The organism is Streptomyces sp. NPDC002779 (genome assembly GCF_042888685.1).
In the GTDB taxonomy this organism is placed as follows: Bacteria; Actinomycetota; Actinomycetes; order Streptomycetales; family Streptomycetaceae; genus Streptomyces.
Map to the genome: position 1 here is coordinate 1 of NZ_JBIAQC010000018.1, position 19,221 is coordinate 19,221.

Sequence of the window (19,221 nt, forward strand, 5' to 3'; positions counted from 1 at the left end):
CGATCACCGATCGCCTTCGAGAACACCCTCCACCACACACCAACTACGCTGGCACCAGCCGCATAACCCGTGTTCAGGATTCGGGGTCAAGGCCCCAGTGTCGTAGGCCACCCGAGTGGCGTGCAGGTAGGTCGGCTCGGTCATAGCTGAGGACAGTAGTGCCTGCAGCACACGCTCCGGGGAATCCGGATATGTACTGCTCGGGGGAGGCAACAAGGACCGGAGAGAGGCAATGCAGGATGCCGCGCCATCCCCCAGCAGGCAGAGAGGAGCATGCCCATCAGAAGGAACTCTCAGAGCGTGCGGCGGCGTTGGCGTGGGGCGCTCGTCACGAGCATCTTCGGGTTCATCGTGGTCGGACCGCAGCAGTTGCTGGGGGCCGGACTTGGCTGGGGCTTTCTCATAGCCGGCGCGATCGGTGCAGTCGTAGGAGGGGTGACGGGCTCTCTGTTTCCCTCGCTGTTGGTTCGTCAACCGAAGGTCACATCCACTCCGCCTCCCGCCCCTCCGCCTCCCCGCCCTCCGCTCCCGCGGCCTCCTGAGTAGCTCTGGCGGACCAGGCGGCTGGCGTCGGAGAACTGATCGAAGCCGCGCAGCAGCCACCCCCTCCCCCGGCGGGGTCACAGACGCCGACCTCTGGTCACACCGTCGCGACATCAGCTGCCCGTCGTGACGGTCCCCTCCGTCGAGAACGCTCCCCAACTGCCGTCCGACAGTCGCGGTCTGATCCTCACGTCATACGTCTTGCCTTCTTCCGTGCCCAGGTAGACGGTGTGCCTCGCCCGGCCCTCGGGCGCGTCGTCATCTGCGGCCAAGGTCGTCACGAATACCTCGTCGAGGTAGACCTGGTACTCGGCCTTGAGTGCGTCCGTCCGGGGCGGCGTCCATGACAGGTCCAGGTAGTACGCCTTGTCCTTGGTGTTCTTGCGCACCGATGCCCGGAAGTCCTCGGGCTCCTCCCCGCCGCCGCCCCCTTTGCCATCGGTGGTCAGGCGTAGTGGTGCACTGGCCGGGGAGAGGTTGTCCGCCGCGTCCCTTGCACGGACCGTGATGACGTAGTGGGTGTCCGGGCGGAGGCCGGTGAGGACAGCCCTCGTCTCCTTGCCGTCGACCGTGTGGATTTTCGCGTTGCCCTGGTAGATGTCGTACGAGACGACTCGCTGGTCGTCCGTGGAGGCAGTCCAGCTCAGGTCGGCGGCTCGCGAGCCGTTGGCCTTCCCTCGCAGCTGGCCGGGGCGGGTCGGCGGTTTGGCGTCCTCTGTGGGCGCGGCGGGGGTGGTGACGGTGACCTTGCGGCTGGGGGTGGAGTGGTTGCCGGCGGCGTCTCGGGTGCGGACGGTGAAGACGTAGTCGGCGGACGGTTTCAGGCCGGCGATGTCGACCATGGTGCGGTCCGCGTCGACCTCCTTGACCTTCTTCCCGGCCTGTAGGACCTCGTACGCCTCCACGGCCTCGCCGTCCTTGGCGGCCTTCACCCCCTGCCACATGACGTGGACGGTGGTCGCACTGCTGGACTGCGCGGTGACGCCGGTCGGGGCCGCGGGCGGCCGCTCGTCCTCGCTGCCGCACGCCGTGAGCGCCAGCAGTGTGATGGAGCAGGACAGGAGAACGGCAGGCCTGAGCACGGGAGTTCGGGACACGGGTATGGCTTTCCTCCGATGCCGGAGTGAGGACGAGATCATGTCAACCTTCGGGACCATGCGATCTGCGGAGATGATGAAGGAAGGGGCAAGGAGGGCGGATGGGCCCGCCGTTGACGGCGCGGCGGGCCCCACGTGCGGACCGTTCAGCGGCCGATTGCGCAGGCGTCCCCGTTGAGCGTGAACCGCGGCGGCGGCGAGGAGTCACCGGTGTGGCTGGCGAGGTAGCCGAGGGTGATGCGCGCGCCGGGAGCGATCGTGCCGTTGTGCGAGGCGTTGGTGGCCGTGATCGTGTTGCTTCCCTGTGTCAGGTCGGTGTTCCAGTCGGAGGTGACGGTCTGCCCGAGAGCCAGCGGGAACTTCAACGTCCAGCCGTTCACCGGGGTGGTGCCGGTGTTGGTGACCGTCAGGTCGACGGTCGTGCCGGTCCCCCAGCTCCGCACGGTGCGATCCACGCGGCAGGTGGGTTCCTCCCGCGCGAAGGACACGCGGTGCAGGCCGCCGGGCAGGTCGTTGACGACGTAGAACTCTCCGTCGACGGTCACGCCGATCGCCGTCACCTGGGTGGGCATCTCCCCGATCTCCGCCTCCTCGTAGCCGCCCGCACCGTCGGGGCGCAGCGCCCAGACCGTGGACGAGCAGTAGTCGGTGGCGATGTACGTGCCGCCGACGAGGCCGGCGTACTTCTGGCCCCGGTAGACCTGACCGCCGATGATCGAGCAGCCGCCGGTGTACGGGGAGTAGGTGAAGACGGGTTCGGTGTGCTGCTCGCCGGGGACGCAGTGGCCGCCCTGGAACTTCTCCAGACCCTCGTAGCAGGACCAGCCGAGGTTCAGTCCTCCCTTTCCGGCCGGGAGGTGGTTGACCTCTTCCCAGCGGCCCTGGCCGACGTCGCCGATCCACATCGAGCCGTCGGCCTCGTCGAAGGAGAACTTCCACGCGTTGCGCAGCCCGTACAGCCAGATCTCGTCACGGGCGCCGGGGGTGTCCACGAAGGGGTTGTCACTGGGCACGCAGTAGGCGAGCTGGCCGCAGCTGCGGCTGACGTCGATGCGCAAGATCTTGCCCAGCAAGGTGTCCAGGCGCTGCCCGGCGCGCAACGGGTCGGCGGAGCCGCCTCCGTCACCGATGCTCCAGTACAGGTTGCCGTCCGGGCCGAACGCTATCTGTCCGCCGTTGTGATTGTTGAACTCGGTGTGGGGCTGGGAGAGCAGGGGCTCCAAGCGGGAATCGTCGAGCCGGTAACGGGCGAGCGTGACCGCGCCGTCGGGCAGTGCCGTGTACACCAGATACAGCTGGTGGCTGTCGGCGAAGTCCGGCGCGAGGGCTATGCCGAGCAGGCCGCGCTCGTTGCCCGATTCGTCCACGGCGGACCTGATGTCGATGAGCGGGTCCCGCGCCAGGCCGGTGCCCGGGTGGTAGACGCGTACGGTGCCTGACTTCTCGGCGATGAACAACCGGTCCGTGCCGTCATCGGGGGCGACAAGGGCGATGGGCCGCCGCAGGCCGGAGGCGACCTGGGTGGTGGTCGCCCGCAGTGACGGCAACGGGACGGCCGAGGGGGCCGCCGCCGTGCGCGTCGGCACGGTGTTCGCCGCCGCGGGCGAGGCCGACGAGGGCGGGGCCGACGCGGCGGCGGACAGCGGGGTGAGGGTGCTCAACAGAAGGGCCAGCAGGAGCGGCCCGGTCCAGCAGCGTCTTGGCATGTCGGCTCCAGGTATCAAAACGCTCGTCAGGTGGTGGTGTTCGTGTTCGCAATACGGAGGGACGCGGCCCGGTGTGCGTGTCCCGTCAGACATGCACACCGCGGCGAACGCCCCCCTCTGGGCCGGTCAGGCAGCCCTGATGTGCCGGGCGGCGCGTGGGTAGGTCAGGGCACGGTGGTACGTCAGAGCACGGTGTCCCGCCGGACGGGAACTCGTCCGGCGGGACAGCCCATGGGGCAGGCTCAGCGGAAGTTCACGTCACTGCACAGGAAGTACGTCTGGTCCATGTGCGAGGCTTGCCAGATCGTGTAGACGACGTGGCGACCGCTGTACCCGGACGTGCTGACCGGGATCGAGTAGTTCTGGCTGGGGGCGTACTTGCCGGTGCGGGCCACCAGCTGGAGGTCGCTCCAGCGCAGCTGCTGGGTAGCCGGGTCGAAGCCCTGCCGACTGACGTAGACGAGGAAATAGTCCGCGCCGTGGCTGGCCTGGTCGTACAGCTTCACGGTGAAGTTGCTGCTGATGTCCGCGGTCTTCCAAGCGCCCACGGTGTCCAGGGAGTTGTAGCGCCCGCCCTCGGTGCGGCCGCCGCTGCACAGCTGGCCGTCGGGGACTGCTGCCTGGAAGTTGCCGCCGGATCCGTTGCGGTACAGGCCGTTCCAGTTCCACATGGCGTTGGGGTTGGCCTGCCACGCCTGCCAGCACATGGGGTCTTGCTGGGCCATGGCCGGATCCATGTGGTTGCTGCCCCATCGTTGCCAGCAGCCGTAGTTACGGCTCGCGGGGTCGACGACCGAGCCGTGGGCAACGGCGGTGCCGCTCCAGGGGAGCAGGCTGAGGAGCAACGCCGCGAGGAGGCTCAGAACGAGCGTCGAACGGCGCCGCACCCTACTGGTGTGATCATGACAATTCACGGTCTCCTTCTTTCCCGTGGGGGGATACCGGGTCTCGGTGTGGATAAAGCGATTGGGAGCGCTCCCACCACTCCAGACTGAGTGTCGTAAGACGAAGCGGCAACATTCATTTGCGCCACTTCCGCGCCACCTGGCGCGAACCTTCCTCTGCAGGGCTCTCCCGTCCCGAAGGTGTGTCGGCGTCCCGGACGTGCCCCAGGCGTATGTCCGCAGGCCGGAGCCGGTCGATCACGGACGACCAGGGCCGTAATATTGGGGTCTTCTCGTGGGTGGGGGGAGAAGTACATGGGCAAGCAGCGCCCCGGCGCGGGGCCGACCTTGGAGGAGGTGGCCGCGCTCGCCGGTGTGGGGCGGGGCACCGTCTCCCGCGTCATCAACAACGTGGCAGGGGTGAAGGAGTCGACCCGCCACGCCGTGCAGCGTGCCATCGCCGAGCTGGAGTACGTACCCAACCTGGCGGCCCGGTCGCTGGCCGGGCGTCGTACGGACGCGATCGCTCTGGTGATGACGGAGCCCGACTGGCGCAAATTCGCCGAGCCGTTCTTCTCGGAGACCATTCGTTCCGTCGGAGACGCCTTGACCGACACCAGGATGCAGCTGCTGCTCACCCAGGTACGCACGAACGGGGAGCGCAAGCGATTCGTTGAGTACGCGCGTGGCGGCCGGGTCGACGGGGTGCTGCTGATGTCCGTGCACGCCGAGGACCCCCTGCCCGACATGCTCGCGGACGCGGGCGTGCCCACCGTCATGCTGGGCCGTCGCTCGGGCGACGAGAGCATCACCTACGTGGACGCGGACAACGCCGGGGGCGCCCGCAGCGCCGTCACCCATCTGCTGAACAGCGGCCGCAGAGCGGTCGCGACCATCACCGGGCCGCTCGACATGTACGTCGCCCAGTGCCGGTTGCGCGGCTACCGCGAGGCGCTGGACCGCGCGGGCCTCGACGCGAACCCGTCCTGGGTCGCCGAAGGAGACTTCACCGAGCAGAGCGGCCGCACGGCGATGGCGGAACTCATCGCGCGGGAGCCGGGGATCGACGCCGTGTTCGCCGCATCGGACAGCATGGCCGCCGGAGCGCTGGACGCCCTGCGCGCGGCGGGCCGCCGAGTGCCGCAGGACGTCGCGGTGATCGGATTCGACGACTTCCTCCTGGCGCAGCGTACGGACCCCACCTTGACGACCGTGCGCCAGCCGCTCCAGGAGATCGGCCGGACCATGGTGCGGCTGCTTCTGGAGGAGATGGAGGACTCGGGAGTGGCCTGGCGACATGTCAGCCTGCGCACGGAGTTGGTGCTTCGCGGCTCCGCCTGACCCGCTCGCCCCGCCTCGCCACACGTGGCGACTGCTGGCTCCGGTCCGCGTCCGCCCTTAATGCCGAGCGTCGATCTGCTACCTCTCTCCCCGGTTTGTCCCTCACGGGCACAGATGCCTCCCGGGAGCGCTCCCAGTACCTTCGTCCGCTCCATGAGAGCGCTCGTGCCGACCTTATGCCGGGTGGATGAGGCGGCTTTCGTAGGCGAAGATCACCGCCTGTATCCGGTCGCGGAGTTCGAGCTTTTGCAGTATTCGCCCCATATGGGACTTCACGGTCGCCTCCGCCAGGTACAGAGTGGCTGCGATCTCGGTGTTGGACAGGCCGCGGCCCACCTGGACCAGCACCTCGCGCTCACGGACGCTGAGCCGGCTCAGCCGCTCGTCGCGGACGGCGCTGCTGCCGCCGGGGATGTGCGGGCGGAAGTTCTCCAGCAGGCGGCGGGTGATGCGCGGGGAGACCACCGCATCGCCCGCGGCCACGCTGCGTATCGCGGTGAGCAGTTCCTCGGGCCTGGTGTTTTTCAGCAGGAAGCCCGAGGCTCCGGCGTGGAGTCCGGCGAAGGCGTATTCATCGAGGTCGAAGGTGGTGAGGATCAGTACTCTGCTCTGCGGGGAGATCCGGATGACCTCCCGGGTCGCCTCGATCCCGTCGGTCCCGGGCATCCGGACGTCCATGAGGACGACATCGGGGCGCAGGTCCCGGGCGAGGCGTATGGCCTGGATGCCGTCTGCGGCTTCGCCGACCGGTGCCATGTCGGGCTGGGCCTCCAGGACCGTGCTGAAGGCCATGCGGAGCAGCGCTTCGTCGTCGGCGATCAGGATGCGGATTGTCATGCGGACGCCGCTCCATCGCGGCCGAGGAAGAGGCGGGTATGGACTCCCCAGCCGCCGCCCGGAAGCGGTCCGGCCTGCAACTTCCCCCCGTAGACGGCCGCGCGCTCGCGCATGCCGGGGATACCGTGACCGGATGGTGTGGCGCCGGGAAGTGGCGGGCAGGGGCCGCTGTCGGTGACGTCCACGGTGACGGTCTCGGTCGAGCACCGTATCCGGACCTTCGCGTGTGTGCCGGTGGGTGTGTGCTTGAGGGTGTTGGTCAAGGCTTCCTGTACCAGGCGGTAAACGGTCAGTTGTGCGGTGGCCGGTATGTGGGTGTGGCCGCCCTGGACCTCGAGTCCGGTCGGCAGCCCAGCGGCGCACATCTGGTCGGCGAGGGCCTCCAGTTGTGCGATGCCGGGCAACGGGTGGCGCTCCGCGTCCGGGTCGCCGGCCCGCAGAATGCCCAACGAGCGCCGCATGTCGGTCAGGGCCTGACGGCCCGTTTCGGAGATCTGGAGCATCGCGGTGGTGGCCTTGTCGGGCGAGCGGTGCTGCGCGTAGACGGCGGCGTCGGTGAGCGCGACCATGACGGACAGGTTGTGGGAGACGATGTCGTGCATCTCCCGGGTGATGCGTGTCCTTTCCTCGGCTACGGCCAGCCGCGCCTGCTGGTCCTGTTGCTGCTCCAGGCGTGCGGCCCGTTCCTCCAGGGCCGCGAGGTAGGCGCGCGTGGTGCGCACGTTCATGCCCAGGACGGCCGCGGCGACGACCATCGCGGTCACCGCGACGAAGAGCGTAAGGAACGCTCCTTGCGTCGCCCAGCGCAGGCAGGCCAGCAGTGCCCCACCCTCCACGATGGCACCGGCGACAAGCGTCCCGCGCCGACTTGAGTTCGCGGCCACCGTGTAGAGAGCCACCAACAAGGCAATGTCCGCGGGTAGTTGGACGCCCGTCAGCCACTGGACGAAAGCCGCGGCTGCCACGGCGCCGAAGACCGTGAGCGGGGCCCTGCGCCGCCACACCAGGGGCAGCGCAAGGGCGACGGTGAGGGTCACGGCCACCGGGAGTTCCTGCGGGGGGCGCGTGGTCATGATGTTGAGCAGGAGCAGCGCCGGTAAGAGTGAATCCCACACCATGGGTGGCACCCGGAGGCGCCAGCGCCGGGTGGCTCTTCGCAGTCCCGCCGCTCGTACGGAGGCGAGGTCGGCGTACCTCGTCAGCCGTACGGCCGTCCTCGTCCGCCGCACGCGGTCCCGGTAGCGAAGCGGGTGGGCATTGCCCGGCTCTGAGTCCGCCTCGGTCATCACACGTCCCTGTCGATTTCAGCGTCACAATGGCCCCTTCCGGGGCCGCCACCGCGTACAGCCGGAGCCGGGTCGGGTCGGGTCGGGTACGGGAGCCTGAGCCCCGCGCTGCCCGCGCGTACCGCAGCCCTGTCACGGTAGGCCGCGATCCAGCGGAAGCGCATGAGTCCACCGTCTGAAGGAATCGCGCGGAAGTACGACCACAGGAGGAGCCCGGCCACCACCCACGGTCGCAAGGCCGATCACATGGGCACGCCTCGGATTGCGACTCCGGCTGTACAGGACGGCGACCCACGGGCGATGTGGCAGCGCGTGCCCCGCGCCGAGCATGGCCGGGTGACCGAGAACCTCATGGGACTGCACATGTCCCTTCTGGAAGTCCTTGTCCTGCTGGGTGCCGCCGCGCTGGTGGTGGCGCGCTGGCTTCCCCCTACCGTCCGCCCACGGGTCACGATCACTGCGGGGGCGGTGTTCCTGCTGTCCACGGTCGTGCTGAGCGTGGTGGGGATCCGCTGGCAGTTGCTGCCCGTACTGGCAAGCGCTGCCGTTGTGTTGCCGTTCGCCCTCTCTCCCCTGCTGCGGCGCCGTACCGGCCGGCCGGCGTGGCGGGCCCGGTGGTGGCTGGCCCTGCCCGGGTCGGTGGCCTGCGTCGCCCTGATCGCCACGAGTCCGATGGCCGCCTGGGCCTTTCCCGTCCCCGAGTTCCCCGAGCCGTCGGGCCGTTTCGCGGTCGGCACCCGCGTGATGCAGTGGACCGACCTACGCCGCCCCGAGACCTTCACCGCCGATCCCCATGACCGGCGCACGGTCGTGGTCCAGCTCTGGTACCCCGCGCAGAAAAGCCCCGCAGGCGCGCAGCGGGCCCAGTACCTCGGCCGCACGGAGCACGAGGCCCGCACCGTCTCCGAAGCCCTCGCCCGCTCGGTCGGCCTGCCTGGCTTCCTGGTCGACGGCATCCCACGTGCCCACACCCATGCGGTCTTCAACGCCCCGGTGGCCGACAGGGGCGGACGCTTCCCGGTCGTGCTGTTCTCACCGGGATCGGGCGGAGTGCGCACCCAGAACACTGCCTGGGCGGAGGAACTGGCCAGCCGCGGTTATGTGGTCGCCGCCCTCGACCACCCGTACGACTCCGCCGCCGTCGTCCTCACCGACGGCCGAACGATTCACACCAGGACCACCTCCACCGGCGACCGGGACAAGGACAACAAGCTGGCGGCGGGCTGGACGGCTGTGCGGGGCGCCGACCTCAGCTTCGTCCTCACCCAGCTGGACCGTCTGGGCCGAGGTGAGATCGCCGGCCCTCTGACCGGACGCCTGGACACCGGCCGGGTCGCGGTCACCGGCCACTCCATGGGTGGTGCCGCCGCCCTGCAGGCAGCCCGGCAGGACCACCGGTTCGACGCCGTCATCGATCTGGACGGCTACCCCCACGGCCCCACCTCCCCCTCCCTCCGCCAGCCGACGCTCGTGCTCACCCAGGCCATCACCCCCGCGACCGACCCGCAGTACCTACCCCGCCTCACCAAGGCCCTCGAGCTCAACACCGCGACGAGCTACCGGCTCACCATCCCCGGCGCCGCACACCTCACCTTCATGGACGGCCCCCTGTACCTGCCGCCTGTGCCCTCGATAGTCGGCTCCCTCGGCCGCACCGAGAGCCCCCACGTCGTCGCCGCAACCACTCTCGCCTTCCTGGACACCACCCTGCGGCACAAACCCGGTGACCTGCCCGGCGTTCTGTCGGCCTACGGCGACCTCAGCGTCTACCGCCCGGGCAACCGCTGATCGGCTGTGCGGCTGCAGCCGACGGCACGGCCGCTTTCCGAGCCGGAGTGCAGTCTGCGGTGCCGCCCTCTGGCGTGCTGGTCCGTGGCGGGGTTCTTGGCGGCTCGACAGAACCTCGCCCTGGGCGAGGCCGTGATCGACGACCCGGTCGTCTTCAAGGAGCACACGGCTACCTCCAGCCGCATCCGCTCCGAAGAGGCTTGGCTACTCGAAGAATTTGAGGCTCCAGCCGGTGTTCGTGTTGGCGCCGGGGACGTTGGCTCGGCTGTACGTGGTGTTGCCCCACCAGGTGAACGTGCCCGTGTACCAGTACCGGTTCTCCCACGCGTACGGGGTCCCCTTGGGCACCGCGTGGAACATCAGGGGGAATCGAGGGCCGGCGGGCGGGCTCGTGTTGATGTCGCCGTCGAGGAGAACGAAGCTGTGGTGGCCGGGCCCGTTGACGTGCAGGGTGGGGTCCCATCCCGACATCATCGTGGCGCGATGAGAGCCGAAGAGACAGCCGTTGGACTTGTACCAGTCCCATACATAGGTGGGGTCGCCGCCGGCCCGCAGCCGGAGATCGGCCAGGCAGTACTGGTCGCTCCAGCTGCCGTTGGCCGAGTAGGCGATGTGCAGTTGCCCGTTCGGGTCCTTGATGGGTTGGGGGCCCTCGTTGATGAACGGGTTGCCGACCACTCGTTCCCAGGGCTCGCGCGGCTGCGAGATGACGTAGCGCGCGCCCGTGGGCGTGGTCGGGCTGCTCATGCGGGCGATGTAGAGGTTCTGCTCGACGTTGGTGTCACCGGCCCAGCCGGACCAGACGAACCAGCGCTGCCCGTTGAAGGTGAACAAGATGCCGTCGATGGCCCACTTGTCGTCCGGCAGGGCCAGTTTCGTCGCGGGAGTGTAGCCGGTGTCGGGGCTGGCGGAGCTGATGACGTACATCCGGTGGGCCGGGCCTCGACCGGCGGTGAAGTAAATGTAGTAGCGGCCGCCGTCGCGCACGATCTCCGGGGCCCAGACCTCTCCGAGGCTGCGCGTGTCCGACCACACCCGGCGGGCGGGCGCTGAGGCGAGCGCCTCCGTCGAGGGCGCCTGCCGCACGGCGATGCCGTCACCGACGGACTCCACCGAGACGTAGGTTCCGCCGACTCGCAGCACGCTCGGGTCGGCGGCCCGCAGGCCCGTTTGGCCTGCCTGGCCTGCCTGGGCGGTTCCGGTGGACGAGAGCGACAGTACGGCGGTGAGCGCGCCGGCCAACAGGAGGGCGGCAGCGGTTTTCAGGGAGCGAGGTGGGGTCATGGTCCCGTTCCGTGGTCGGCCTCCGCTTCGACGCCGCGCCGACGCGAGGAGGCGGCGTGGGGACGGCGTCCGGTCGGGACCGCGTCGGAGGAGGTGGGGGGCGATCCTGGCCGTCGGCACTCGGCTGCACCATCGATTTACATCGATGCAAACTGCTTTCCCAGCATCGCGATGGAGGCTGAGCATGTCAACGCCTCGTGCAGGCGCAGTCGTTGTACAGGCCGACGCACCGGCCCGGCTTTATCTCGGCCCAGCCGGGCTGATACTCGGAGGGGGCGGCCCAGCAGCGCCGCCTTGCGGTCGCGGGCGGCCGCGGCTTCGGCGGATCGCTCCCGGTCGACCGCATGGTGATGCGCCAAGGTCAGCTTCCAGTTGATCGCCGCGGTCCCGGTCCGGGCGGCACCGCGGCACGCTGTACGCCACACCGTCTCCGGACGTAATCCGTTACCCGGGGATCCGTCGAGTTGCGAAAAAGGCCGTTCCGGCCTCGCAGAATTCCACGCGAGCACCCTCGACGTACTCCCAGCCGCCGAACGACTCCGCGCCGTACCCCCACTTGCCCCTCCTACGCCACATCGGCGATCAGGCAGAGCATCCCAGCCATTCGGGCAAGAAAAAGAAAGAAGGGTAGCGCGAGTACACGTGCCGAGTGCGCCCCGGCGGCTCCGCCTAAATATCCTTACCCTTGCCATGACGGACGGTCACCCACCAGCCATGGACACGCCGTTCGGAACGTTTTTCCGCGCCGGATCGGACACCTTTCCCATGTTGTGCAGTATTTGATTGAACGCGAAAGGGAAGGTGCGATGACCCGACCGTCAGCGAATTTACATGTTGTCTTATTTATCCCTCGCACCCTTGTCACGCCCTCCGGTTCTGCACCTAGCTATGTGGTGCGCCCGCTTCCGCTCGGGGTTCCGGACGAGCCCTGGGCAGGCCGGCGGCGCACCGGAGATCGGTGTGCCGCCGGCAGGGAAGCGGTCGTGGATCCCGCACCAAGGAGACGTCATGAAGAAGGCTTACGAAGCGCCGACGCTCACCAAGCTCGGGACGTTCCGGAAGAAGACCGGGGCCCTGCGCAGCTCGGGCAACGACCGGCTGATCCTGAGCAAGAACTGAGGACCGACGGTTTCTGACCTGACGTCATGACTGAACTGCACGCAAGTGCGGGGACGGGCCCCGGCGACGCGCACTTCACGGTCTTCACCGACCGGGAGGACGCGGCCGCCGTGGCCCGCTCCTTCGCCCACCCCGGCACCCGAACCCTCAAGTACCCATCCGGCAGGCCCTGGCTGGTCGGTCAGTGGGACGACCAGGAGATCGTCACCGCGCACGCCGGTCCTGCCTCCCTCGCCGTCCTCGGCTGCTGTCCGATCGATGCCACTGAACTGGAGCGCCGCGCAGGGCGGTTGCGTGATCTGGCGGAACTGGACGCGCTCGCCCGCACCTTGCCCGGCAGCTTCCACCTCGTCGCCGCACTGGACGGGCAACTCAGGGTGCAGGGCACCGCGTCCGGGCTCCGGCTGATCTTCCACGCCGCCGTGGACGGCGTACAGGTGGCCGCCAGCCGCGCCGACGTCCTCGCGGACGCGCTCGGCGCCCAGCCGGACGTACAAGAACTGGCGGTGCGGCTGCTGTGGCCGGCGCCTTATCCGCTGTTCGAGACCTCGCTCTGGCGTGAGGTCACGGCGGTTGCCCCTCAGGACGCGCTGATGGTCGCAGCGGACGGGCGCAGTGCGCGCCACTCGCGCTGGTGGACACCGCCGGAGCCGGTCCGCACGCTCGTCGACGGTGCCCCGTTGGTCCGCGCGGCCCTCAGCGAGGCCGTCGACGCCCGCACCCGCCAGGGCGGCGTGGTCAGCTGCGACCTGTCCGGTGGCCTGGACTCCACCTCCATCTGCTTCCTGGCCGACCGCTCCGCGGCCCGCGTGGTGGCCAGTACGTGGCCGGGGCGCGATCCCGCCGACACCGATCTGTACTGGGCCGAGCAGGCGGCGAAGCACCTGCCGGACGTCGAGCACGTGGTGTGGGACGCGGATGCCTCGCCGCTGGTGTACGACGATCTGCTGCGCATCGACGACCTGCTGGACGAACCGACCATTGGCGTGATGGACCGCTCGCGGGTGCTGCACCATCTGCCGGCCATGGCCGAGCGGGGCAGCCGGCTCCACCTGACCGGCATCGGCGGCGACCACGTGGCCTGGTGCTCCGAGGCCTACTACCACCGACTGCTGCGTACCCGGCCGCCGTTCGCGTTGCGGCAGCTTCGCGGCTTCCGGGCCCTGTGGCAGTGGCCGCTCGGCGGCACGGTCCGCGCGCTGGCCGACGCACGTCCGTACGGGAAGTGGCTAGCCGACTCCAGCGCTCGCCTGCGTGACCCGGTCCCCGCCACCGTGACCACCAGTCTCGGGTGGGGCATGCCGCCGCGCCTGTTCGACTGGGTCACCCCCGACGCCGAGGGGTTGGCGCAGCGGGCGCTGCGCGAGGCGGCCGCGACCACCACGCCGTTGCACCCGGACCGCGGTCTGCACGCCGACCTGGAACAGATCCGCGCCTGCACCCGCATCATCCGTCAGTGGGACCGCATGGCCGCCCGTGTCGGTGTACCGATGGCCTCGCCCTTCCTCGACGACCGCGTCATCGAGGCGTCCCTCGCCGTGCGGCCGAGCGAACGCGTGTCGCCCTGGGAGTACAAACCGCTCCTGACCGCGGCCATGCGGGGCATCGTGCCCGAGACATGTCTGCGGCGCACCAACAAGGCCGCCGCTTCCATGGATGCCGCGGAGGGACTGCGCCGGCACCGCGCCGACCTGCTGGCGCTGTGGGAGGACTCCCGGCTGGAGCAACTCGGCCTCGTCGACGGGAACGCGCTGCGCCACCTCGCCCAGCGGCCCTCCTCCCCCGGGCTGCGCGACGCCATCCTCTACTCCACCATCGCCGCCGAAGCATGGCTGCGTGGCCTGTCACCAGCCCGTACCCGCTAGCCCGCTACCGGAAGGCAGTCACCCACCATGGCATTGCGGTTCGGCCCCGATGTCTCCACCGCGGAGACCACCTACGGCACGGTCCTGCTGGATCAGCGCAGCGGGAACTACTGGGAGCTCAACCCCACCGGCACCCTGGTGGTGAAGACGCTCCTCGAAGGCGGTGAGGAAGCGGCGGCCGTCGAGGCGCTCGTCACGGAGTTCGACATCGACCGGACCCACGCCGAGCAGGACGTCACCGCGCTCGTGCAGGAACTGCGGAAGTCGGGGCTCGCCACATGACCACACCCAGCGCCCTGGAACGGCCCACCGGAGTCCCCTTCACCCGCCGCCTGGCCGCCCGTCTCGTGCTGCCGCCCGCCGTCCTGTTGTCGCTGCTGCCTCCGCGCCGGATCCGCGCAATCCTCGGCGTCGTACGCCGTGGAGCCCCGCCGGCCACCGCTGCCCAGGCCAAGAACGCCCGGGACGCGATGTGCGGGGTCAGCCTGCTGTGTGCCGGGCCGAAGGGCTGTCTGCCGCGCTCGTTGGGCGCCGCCCTGCTGTGCCGGCTGATGGGCAGTTGGCCCACGTGGTGCACAGGGGCGAGCGTGGTCCCTCCCTTCAACGCGCACGCCTGGATCGAGGCGGAGGGCCGGCCCATCGGCGAAGGCGCACCCGACGGCTACTTCACCCGGCTGCTCACGGTGGGGCCCGTCGAGTCGAACCGGCCGCCTCGCCCATGACGAGTGCGCAGGTGGGGTCGCCGGATCGTTCGACCCGGGCGGCGGTGGCCACCATGTACCGCCTCACCGCCGGGCACCGAGCCTCCGTCACGGTGGCCACCTTGCTCACCCTCGTGGCCTCCGCCCTCGGGCTCGCCCAGCCCCTCGTCGCCAAGCAGGTGGTGGACGCGAGCGGCCACGGGCGGGCGTTCTGGCCCCTGCTGATCCTGCTGGCCGTGCTGTTCATCACCGAAGCGGCCACCGGCGCCATCGGCCGCTTCGTCCTGGAACGCATGGGCGAGGGAGTCGTACGGCAGCTGCGCCACGGCCTGGTCGCGCGGCTGCTGCGGCTGGAGATGCGGGAGTACGACCGCCACCGCGGCGGTGACCTGATCTCCCGGGTGACCGCCGACACCACCCTGCTCAGGGAAGTGGTCTCCCAGGCACTCGTCGACCTCGTCACCGGAGCCCTCGTCGCCGCCGGCGCGGTCGCTCTGATGCTGTGGATCGATCCTCTGCTGCTGCTCCTGGTCGCCCTGACCGTGGCGACCGCGGCCGCGGTCGTGGCTTCGCTGCTGAAGGGCATCCGGTCCGCCTCCGAACACATGCAGAACTCCGTCGGCGCGATCGCCGCCGACCTCGAGCGCGCACTCGGCGCCCTTCCGATGGTGCGGGTGCACCGCGCCGAGGACCGCGAGGCGCAGCGCATCGGGGAGCGCATCGAGTCCGCCCACGCGGCGGGCGTACGGACGGCGAAACTCGCCTCGGTGATGAGTCCGGCCGTCGAACTCGCCGTCCAGGGCTCCTTCCTGCTCGTCCTGGTCATCGGCGGACTGCGCGTCACCGGCCAGGCCAACTCCCTCGGCGAACTCGTCGCTTTCCTGCTGTACGCCTCCTACCTCGTGCTGCCCCTGTCGTCGGTCTTCCGCGCGGTCGGCCTGATCCAGCGCGGCATGGGCGCCTACCAGCGCATCGAGCAGGCCCTCGCCCTGCCCATGGAGCGGTCATCGGCCGAGAAGCCGGTGGTGCGGGCACGCACACGTGAGCGGGCGGCCAGGCCGAACGTCCCGTCCGAGGAGCCCGCCCTCGCCCTGCGAGATCTCACCTTCGGTTACGACCCCGGCCGGCCTGTCCTGCGCGGCGTCACCCTCAGCGTGCCGTACCGGTGCCAGACGGCTCTGGTCGGCCGGTCGGGGGCGGGGAAGAGCACCATCTTCGCCCTGGTGGCCAGGTTCTACGAGCCGGACTCCGGCGCCCTCCTCTTCGACGGGCGGCCCGCCGCCGAACTGACGCGTGCCGAGTGCCGCGAACGGATCGCCGTCGTCGACCAGAACACCCATGTCGTCCACGGCACCCTGCGCGACAACATCACCTACGCCGCCCCCGACGCCACCGAGGCCGAAGTACAGCGCGCCGTCGAACTCGCCCAGCTCGATGACGTCGTACGCCGCCTGCGCGGCGGCCTGTCCGGCATGCTCGGCGAACGCGGCAGCACCCTCTCGGGAGGCGAGCGCCAGCGCGTCGCCCTCGCCCGCGCCCTGCTTGCCCGTCCCCGGCTCCTCCTGCTCGACGAGCCCACGTCCCATCTCGACGCCATCAACGAGACCGCGCTCACCAGGGTGATGAAGGACATCGCCCAGGAATGCGCCCTCCTGGTGATCGCACACCGGCTCTCGACAGTCCAGCACGCCGACCAGATCGTCGTACTGGACGATGGCCGCACCACCGCCTGCGGACGTCACGAAGAGTTGCTCACCACCAGCCCCACCTACCGCGACCTCGCCGCCGGGCAAATGCTCCGCCCGGCCGCCCGCTGACCTGGGTTGTCTATGAGTCGGTACACATAGCGATCGGCCCCAGAGACGTATCCCTTTCGGAATATTCGCGCCTTCTTGCAAGTATCGAGCAATCTATTGCGCTTAGGTGTCCCTGACCATACGCTCCGTGGCACCGCTGCACCCCGTCGACATGGACGATCCAGTCGGCAGACCGGGCAGCGGCCGTAGCCGGAGGAGACCGGATGGGTGCTACACGGCGCACGATTCTGCGAGCGGCAGCCGCGGCGGGGACCGTCGGTGCAACGGGACTGGGACAGCTCACGCTCGCCGGCCCTGCCACCGCGGCGAGCCCGCCCGGCGACGTGGTCGGCAAGGTGACCGTGGGGTACCAGGGATGGTTCGCCTGCGTCGGGGACGGCGCTCCGATCAACGGCTGGTGGCACTGGGCCCAGAACTGGGGGCAGTCGCCTTCCCCGACCAACAAGGCCATCGTCGCCTGGCCGGACGTACGCGATTACCCGACCACCTACCGCACCGCCTTCGGCAACCTCGGCAACGGTCAGCCCGCGGCGCTGTTCTCCTCCTACGACCAGTCGACGGTCGACGTGCACTTCCGCTGGATGAAGGAGTACGGCGTCGACACGGCCGCCCTCCAGCGCTTCAACCCCACCGGCGGCGAAGGCCCGACCCGGGATGCCATGGCCGGCAAGGTGCGCAGAGCGGCCGAAGCCCAGGGCGTGAAGTTCTACCTCATGTATGACGTCTCGGACTGGACGACCATGCAGAACGACATCAAGGCCGACTGGACCACCAAGATGCGGGCTCACACGGCCTCACCCGTCTACGCCCGGCAGAACGGCAAGCCGGTGGTCTGCATCTGGGGCTTCGGCTTCAACGACGCCCAGCGCCCCTTCGCCCCCGCTCAGTGCCTGGATGTCGTCGACTGGTTCAAAACGCAGGGATGCTACGTGATCGGCGGGGTGCCGACCTGGTGGCGGACGGGCGACCGGGACTCACGACCGGGGTTCTCCGGCGTCTACCACGCCTTCGACATGCTCTCGCCGTGGATGGTCGGCCGTATCGGCAACGTGAGTGACGCCGACAACTTCTACAACGTCGCGACCGTTCCCGACCTCGCCGAGTGCGGCGCACTCGGCATCGACTACCAGCCGTGCGTGCTGCCCGGCGGCGTCACCGAACGGCAGCGCGCTCACGGCGACTTCATGTGGCGGCAGTTCTACAACATGGGCCGGGCCGGGGTGCCGAGCGTCTACATCTCCATGTTCGACGAGTACAACGAGGGAAACCAGATCGCCAAGACCGCCGAGTCCCAGGCGTGGATACCGGCCGGTTCGGGCTTCCTCGGCCTCGACGAGGACGGAACCGCCTGCTCCGCCGACTACTACCTGCGTCTGACCGGCGACGGCGGCCGCATGCTGAAGGGTGAGGCTCCCGTTACTCCCGTCCGGCCCACCCGGCCGGTGCTCGGCGGCGACACCACACCGCCGACCGTTCCGGGGAACTTCCGGGCCACCGCTGTAACCGATGCCACCGTGACGCTGGCCTGGACCGCCTCCACCGACAACGTCGGAGTGACGGGCTACCGCATCCGCCGGATCACCGGCGGCACCGCCACCCCGATCGCCACCGCCGCAGCGAACGCCACCCAGTTCACGGTCACCGGGCTCACCGCCTCGACCTCCTACACCTTCGACGTCCAGGCCCTCGACGCAGCCGGCAGCATCTCCCAGCCGTCAGCCCAGGTCACCGCCACCACCCAGGGCTCCCCAGACGTCAACCTGGCGCTGAACCGGCCCACGACAGCGAGCAGCTCCACACAGTCGTACAGCCCGGGCAACGCGGTGGACGGCAACCCGCACACGTACTGGGAAAGCGCCAACCACGCCTTCCCTCAATGGCTCCAGGTCGACCTGGGCGTCACCAAAGGCGCCCGCCGCATCGTCCTGGACCTCCCTCCGGCCACCACCTGGGCCACCCGCACCCAGACCATCACGGTCCAGGGCAGCACCGACGGCCAGAGCTTCACCACCCTGCTCGGCGCCTCCCCGTATGCCTTCGACCCGTCCGCCGGAAACACCGCCACGCTTTCCCTCCCCAGCGGCACGGCCACCCGCCATCTCCGCCTGATCTTCACCGCCAACACCGGCTGGCCAGCCGGCCAGGTCGCGGAATTCCGGGTGTACGGGGCCCGACCGTAACGGCAGGACTGATGGGGGCGGACAGCGGCAGGCCTGTCAGACACTGATCCGACGGGCCATGCTGATCAGCCCCCAGCGGTCCTCTACCGGTCGGAGGTGTCTGTGCCCTGGCTGCCGTAGCCGGACGCGCCGCGTGAAGATCGACCGGAGGGCATGTTGGCGCCTGCGGCTGCCGCAAGGGCCAGCAGACAGGCGATCACACCCACGATCACGTTGTTGGTGATGGTCCGTGTGGTGGACACATCGCCCGCGACCACCCATGGCGCGATGATCGTCCACGCTCCGAGGGCCGCGGCGGCCCACGCCATGCTGTGGGTGCGCTCGTAGGCATTTCCGAAGCCGGCCATGAGCAGGGCGTAGGCGATGCCCACGATCAGGTTGGTGACGGCCAGGGTCGAAAAGCCGTTGAAGCCCGCGATCCAGGGCGACGCCGCCAGGTACAGTCCCGTAACCACACCCAGGGCCTCGATCGCCTGCGCGCGCGGAGTGGTGGCTGCCCGCTCGTGCCGCGCTCGCATCTCAACGATGTCCGGGTGGGACTCCATGCTCGGTCGAGTGAAACTCATGATCGCCTCCAGTGGGGTGTCGACCGACACTCCGTCTACCCATAAAAACGCACAAAATCATCCTTTAGCTACTAATTCCTGCAAATAGGACGTCCCGCGTAAACCAGAGTGGGGGGGGGGGGGCGGGCGGGCCCCCCGCGGGGGGGGGGGGGGTGGGGGGGGGGGGGGGGTGTGGGGGGGGGTGTGGGGTGGGGTTTGGATCACCCC

General features: G+C 69.5%; 15 protein-coding genes. 8 read left to right on the forward strand and 7 right to left on the reverse strand.

From position 1 onward, the window contains the following. Window positions 1–656 precede the first annotated feature (656 nt). The 3 genes from ACFYW5_RS33025 to ACFYW5_RS33035 form a co-directional block, all read right to left on the reverse strand. On the reverse strand, window positions 657–1,640 hold the full coding sequence (locus ACFYW5_RS33025; RefSeq protein ID WP_389420816.1) for a fibronectin type III domain-containing protein: 984 nt from the start codon (window positions 1,638–1,640) through the stop codon (window positions 657–659). Between the two features lie 146 nt (window positions 1,641–1,786). Continuing rightward, complete coding sequence (locus ACFYW5_RS33030) at window positions 1,787–3,346, reverse strand: PQQ-dependent sugar dehydrogenase (RefSeq protein ID WP_389420817.1); 1,560 nt, start codon at window positions 3,344–3,346, stop codon at window positions 1,787–1,789. Between the two features lie 242 nt (window positions 3,347–3,588). Next, a complete protein-coding gene (locus ACFYW5_RS33035; protein ID WP_389420818.1) occupies window positions 3,589–4,260 on the reverse strand; it encodes a lytic polysaccharide monooxygenase in 672 nt (223 codons plus the stop codon). Window positions 4,261–4,545: 285 nt separating this feature from the next. On the opposite strand from ACFYW5_RS33035, the gene ACFYW5_RS33040 reads away from it, so the two are divergent. Then, window positions 4,546–5,571, forward strand: a complete 1,026-nt coding sequence (locus ACFYW5_RS33040) for a LacI family DNA-binding transcriptional regulator (RefSeq protein WP_389420819.1) — start codon at window positions 4,546–4,548, stop codon at window positions 5,569–5,571. Between the two features lie 174 nt (window positions 5,572–5,745). On the opposite strand, the gene ACFYW5_RS33045 is transcribed toward ACFYW5_RS33040, so the two are convergent. Then, window positions 5,746–6,408 (reverse strand): response regulator, encoded by a 663-nt coding sequence (locus ACFYW5_RS33045; RefSeq protein ID WP_389420820.1) that lies wholly within the window; start codon window positions 6,406–6,408, stop codon window positions 5,746–5,748. Continuing rightward, window positions 6,405–7,481 (reverse strand): sensor histidine kinase, encoded by a 1,077-nt coding sequence (locus ACFYW5_RS33050; protein WP_389420821.1) that lies wholly within the window; start codon window positions 7,479–7,481, stop codon window positions 6,405–6,407. The genes ACFYW5_RS33045 and ACFYW5_RS33050 overlap by 4 nt, the downstream gene beginning before the upstream one ends. A 513-nt stretch (window positions 7,482–7,994) precedes the next feature. On the opposite strand from ACFYW5_RS33050, the gene ACFYW5_RS33055 reads away from it, so the two are divergent. Next, on the forward strand, window positions 7,995–9,482 hold the full coding sequence (locus tag ACFYW5_RS33055) for an alpha/beta hydrolase family protein (protein WP_389420822.1): 1,488 nt from the start codon (window positions 7,995–7,997) through the stop codon (window positions 9,480–9,482). Window positions 9,483–9,686: 204 nt separating this feature from the next. Here ACFYW5_RS33055 and ACFYW5_RS33060 read toward each other — a convergent pair whose 3' ends face one another. Next, window positions 9,687–10,766, reverse strand: a complete 1,080-nt coding sequence (locus ACFYW5_RS33060) for a glycoside hydrolase family 43 protein (RefSeq protein WP_389420823.1) — start codon at window positions 10,764–10,766, stop codon at window positions 9,687–9,689. Window positions 10,767–11,774: 1,008 nt separating this feature from the next. Here ACFYW5_RS33060 and ACFYW5_RS33065 point away from each other — a divergent pair. The 6 genes from ACFYW5_RS33065 (at window position 11,775) to ACFYW5_RS33090 (ending at window position 18,448) form a co-directional block, all read left to right on the forward strand. Continuing rightward, window positions 11,775–11,885, forward strand: a complete 111-nt coding sequence (locus tag ACFYW5_RS33065) for a keywimysin-related RiPP (protein WP_389420824.1) — start codon at window positions 11,775–11,777, stop codon at window positions 11,883–11,885. Between the two features lie 26 nt (window positions 11,886–11,911). Then, window positions 11,912–13,750 (forward strand): lasso peptide isopeptide bond-forming cyclase, encoded by a 1,839-nt coding sequence (locus tag ACFYW5_RS33070; RefSeq protein ID WP_389420825.1) that lies wholly within the window; start codon window positions 11,912–11,914, stop codon window positions 13,748–13,750. Between the two features lie 27 nt (window positions 13,751–13,777). Then, window positions 13,778–14,032 carry a lasso peptide biosynthesis PqqD family chaperone gene (locus tag ACFYW5_RS33075; RefSeq protein ID WP_389420826.1) on the forward strand — a complete coding sequence of 85 codons (255 nt, stop codon included), beginning with the start codon at window positions 13,778–13,780 and terminating at the stop codon, window positions 14,030–14,032. After that, a complete protein-coding gene (locus ACFYW5_RS33080) occupies window positions 14,029–14,472 on the forward strand; it encodes a lasso peptide biosynthesis B2 protein (protein WP_389420827.1) in 444 nt (147 codons plus the stop codon). The genes ACFYW5_RS33075 and ACFYW5_RS33080 overlap by 4 nt, the downstream gene beginning before the upstream one ends. Further along, the gene (locus ACFYW5_RS33085; RefSeq protein ID WP_389420828.1) at window positions 14,469–16,268 is read left to right on the forward strand and encodes an ABC transporter ATP-binding protein; all 1,800 of its coding nucleotides are present in this window, start codon (window positions 14,469–14,471) and stop codon (window positions 16,266–16,268) included. Before ACFYW5_RS33080 ends, ACFYW5_RS33085 begins: the two co-directional genes overlap by 4 nt. Before the next feature lie 203 nt (window positions 16,269–16,471). After that, window positions 16,472–18,448 carry a discoidin domain-containing protein gene (locus tag ACFYW5_RS33090; RefSeq protein WP_389420829.1) on the forward strand — a complete coding sequence of 659 codons (1,977 nt, stop codon included), beginning with the start codon at window positions 16,472–16,474 and terminating at the stop codon, window positions 18,446–18,448. A gap of 83 nt (window positions 18,449–18,531) precedes the next feature. On the opposite strand, the gene ACFYW5_RS33095 is transcribed toward ACFYW5_RS33090, so the two are convergent. After that, window positions 18,532–18,993: an SPW repeat protein gene (locus tag ACFYW5_RS33095; protein WP_389420900.1), complete on the reverse strand. Its 462-nt coding sequence runs from the start codon at window positions 18,991–18,993 to the stop codon at window positions 18,532–18,534. Window positions 18,994–19,221 lie beyond the last annotated feature (228 nt).